Annotated in this window: 4 protein-coding genes; all 4 read left to right on the forward strand. The window is 70.3% G+C overall.

Annotated elements, in window-relative coordinates; translation table 11 throughout:
- Positions 1–76: 76 nt before the first annotated feature.
- The 4 genes from M3B01_RS14435 (at position 77) to M3B01_RS14450 (ending at position 2,614) form a co-directional block, all read left to right on the forward strand.
- Complete coding sequence (locus M3B01_RS14435; protein ID WP_017823107.1) at positions 77–184, forward strand: methionine/alanine import family NSS transporter small subunit; 108 nt, start codon at positions 77–79, stop codon at positions 182–184.
- Positions 185–615: 431 nt separating this feature from the next.
- On the forward strand, positions 616–1,554 hold the full coding sequence (locus M3B01_RS14440; protein ID WP_259793228.1) for a hypothetical protein: 939 nt from the start codon (positions 616–618) through the stop codon (positions 1,552–1,554).
- Positions 1,551–1,982, forward strand: coding sequence for a phage holin family protein (locus M3B01_RS14445; RefSeq protein ID WP_259793230.1), 432 nt, complete (start codon positions 1,551–1,553; stop codon positions 1,980–1,982). Before M3B01_RS14440 ends, M3B01_RS14445 begins: the two co-directional genes overlap by 4 nt.
- On the forward strand, positions 1,979–2,614 hold the full coding sequence (locus M3B01_RS14450) for a DUF3618 domain-containing protein (RefSeq protein WP_259793233.1): 636 nt from the start codon (positions 1,979–1,981) through the stop codon (positions 2,612–2,614). Before M3B01_RS14445 ends, M3B01_RS14450 begins: the two co-directional genes overlap by 4 nt.
- The last annotated feature ends 22 nt before the right edge of the window (positions 2,615–2,636 follow it).

A 2,636-nucleotide genomic window follows, 5' to 3' on the forward strand; every position in this document is an offset into this window, starting at 1 on the left:
TGAAGAGCCCCGTTCCTGAGGCCCGCATCCTCAGGCACCCAACCTCTCCACTGTTCCCGAACTCCAGGAGGAGTCAATGTCCGTCTCCGCGATCGTCATGATGGCCGTCTCGATCCTCACCGTGTGGGGAGGACTCGTGGCCGCGGTGCTGAACATCATGCGCCACCCCGAGAGCGACGTCTGACCAGCACTGCTCGAGGCCCTGACCGCTGCGCCCGCCCCGCGGTCGGGGCCTCGACCATGTCCGCGGCACAGCTCGGAAGCCCCGGATGTGACCTAGGTCTACCGGTTGGTCATGGATCGGGACGATCCAATATCGACGAGGGACCAACGTCCCAAGTCGGGCACAGCGGTCACCCTGCAAGGGTGCGCCCGCGCCGCCGCAGGCACTACGGCTCACATCACCGCTGGCCAGCGCGAGATGTGGGGGAGAAGGCGGAGGAGCGAGCGGCCCCGGGTAGGGATAACGCGCGAAACAGCGCGGGAGTATACAACAGCCCTCCGCACCTACCGACCGCCTGGGCTTACGATTCTGCAACATCACACGCTCCCGCCTAGGGTCGAGTCATGGCGCCCACACAACCGGTGTGCGTTTCGAGACCCGGGAGGTATGTCATGACCGATCCCTACCGTGACCAGAACCAGACCCACCGCGGGGAGCCGTGGAACCAGCCGCCCACCCCGGGCGCGCCCGGCACCACGTCCGGCGGTGTGGAGGGCCAGGGAATCCCCGGCCCCGGCGTTCAGGGCACCGCGGTGCCCCCGCCACCCGTCCCCTACGACGACGACAAGAGCGGAACCGGCCAGCAGGCCAAGGACTCCGCACGCAACGTCGCCGAGGACACCAAGCAGGCAGGCGGCGCTGTGGCCGGCACCGCCAAGGACGAGGCCCTCGGCGTGAAGGACGATGCCGTGCGCGAGGGCCGCAAGCTCTGGGACGAGACCTCCTCGACCCTCAGCACCCAGGCCTCCGACCAGCTCAACCGCGCCGCCGGCACGGTGCGCACCTTCACCGACGACCTGGGGCGGATGTCCCGCGGCGAGAAGCCCGAGGACGGCCTGGCCACCGATCTGGCCCAGCAGGTCACCGACCGCACCGCCGCCCTCGCCGACTGGCTGGAGAACCACGAGCCGGCCGACGTGCTGACCGAGGTCAAGAGCTTCGCCCGCCGTCGCCCCGTCGCGTTCCTGGCGATCGCCGCCGGCCTCGGCTTCGCAGCCGGGCGCCTCACCCGCTCCGTCGCTCAGGTCCACTCCGACGACGACGACGACGACCAGGACGTCTGGGCCAGCCGCACCGGTACCGCGGGCTTCTACGGTCCGGGCGACGGCCAGTACCGGGCCACCCCCGTGCCCCCGCAGCCGGGATACACCACCGGCGGCACCGTCCCTCCCGTGGACCCGTCCGTCGGCCAGGCGGTCCCCGGCACCCCGGGGTACGACGCACCCGGCCAGCCGGGCTACCCCTACGACGCTCCGGTGCCCCCCGCCGAGCCGACCCGTCCGGTGCCCCCGCGCCTGCCCGAGACCGATGGGCGAGGTGACATCCGGTGAGCTCCCAGTACACCCCTCCACCCACCGAGGCCGAGCGCCGGGCGGAGACGGAGTCCTTGGGGACCCTGATGTCCAAGGTCACCACGGACCTGTCCACGCTGATCCGACAGGAGATCGCGCTGGCCAAGGCCGAGCTGACGATCTCCGCCAAGAAGGCGGGCAAGGGCGCCGGGATGTTCGGCGGCGCCGGTGTGGCAGGGCACTTCGTCCTGCTGTTCCTGTCCATCGCCCTGTGGGCCGCCCTGGGCGGCACCGTCATCGGCTACGCATGGGCCGGCGTGATCCTCGCGATCCTGTGGGCGATCCCGGCCGCCATCCTCGCCGTGGTGGGCAAGAAGAACATCGACGAGATCGAGGGCGCTCCGCAGACTGCCGAGACCCTCAAGCAAGTCCCCGAAGCCGTTACTCCCTCTAAGGAACCGCGATGAACCAGCAGCATCCTGACGAGATTCGTGCCGATATCGAGCGGACCCGCTACAACCTGTCCAACGACGTGGACGCCATGGCCGAGAAGGTCACGCCCTCCAACGTCGCCCACCGCCAGGTCGACAAGGCCCGCGGCGCCGTGCGCGACGCCGTGGGCGGTGTGAAGGACCGCGTGATGGGGACGGCCGACGACGTCGGCACCAGCGTCTCCGACACCGCATCCAGCGCCAAGTACGGCGTGCAGTCCGCGGCGCAGGACGCCGGTGACGCCGCACGCCGGGCACCCCACCAGATCAAGCGGCAGACCCAGGGCAACCCCCTGGCCGCCGGTCTGATCGCCCTGGGCGTGGGCTGGCTCGCGGCCTCGCTGCTGCCCGCCTCCCAGAAGGAGCAGCGTCTGGCCCAGCACATCGAGGATCGCGCACAGCCGGTCCTCGACGACGTCAAGGACCAGGCCCGCCACGTGGCCGACGAGCTCAAGGAGCCCGCTCAGCAGGCTGCCCAGAACGTCAAGGAGTCCGCTCAGGACAGCGCCGAGAACGTGAAGCTCGAGGCGCAGATCCAGAAGGACGAGGTCACCGACTCGGCCAAGAGCAACGCCGAGGACGTCAAGAAGACCGCGCAGGACAGCTGACGCTCACCGGACCGGGCCCCGT

Source organism: Brachybacterium sp. p3-SID957 (genome assembly GCF_025144775.1).
GTDB lineage: Bacteria > Actinomycetota > Actinomycetes > Actinomycetales > Dermabacteraceae > Brachybacterium > Brachybacterium epidermidis.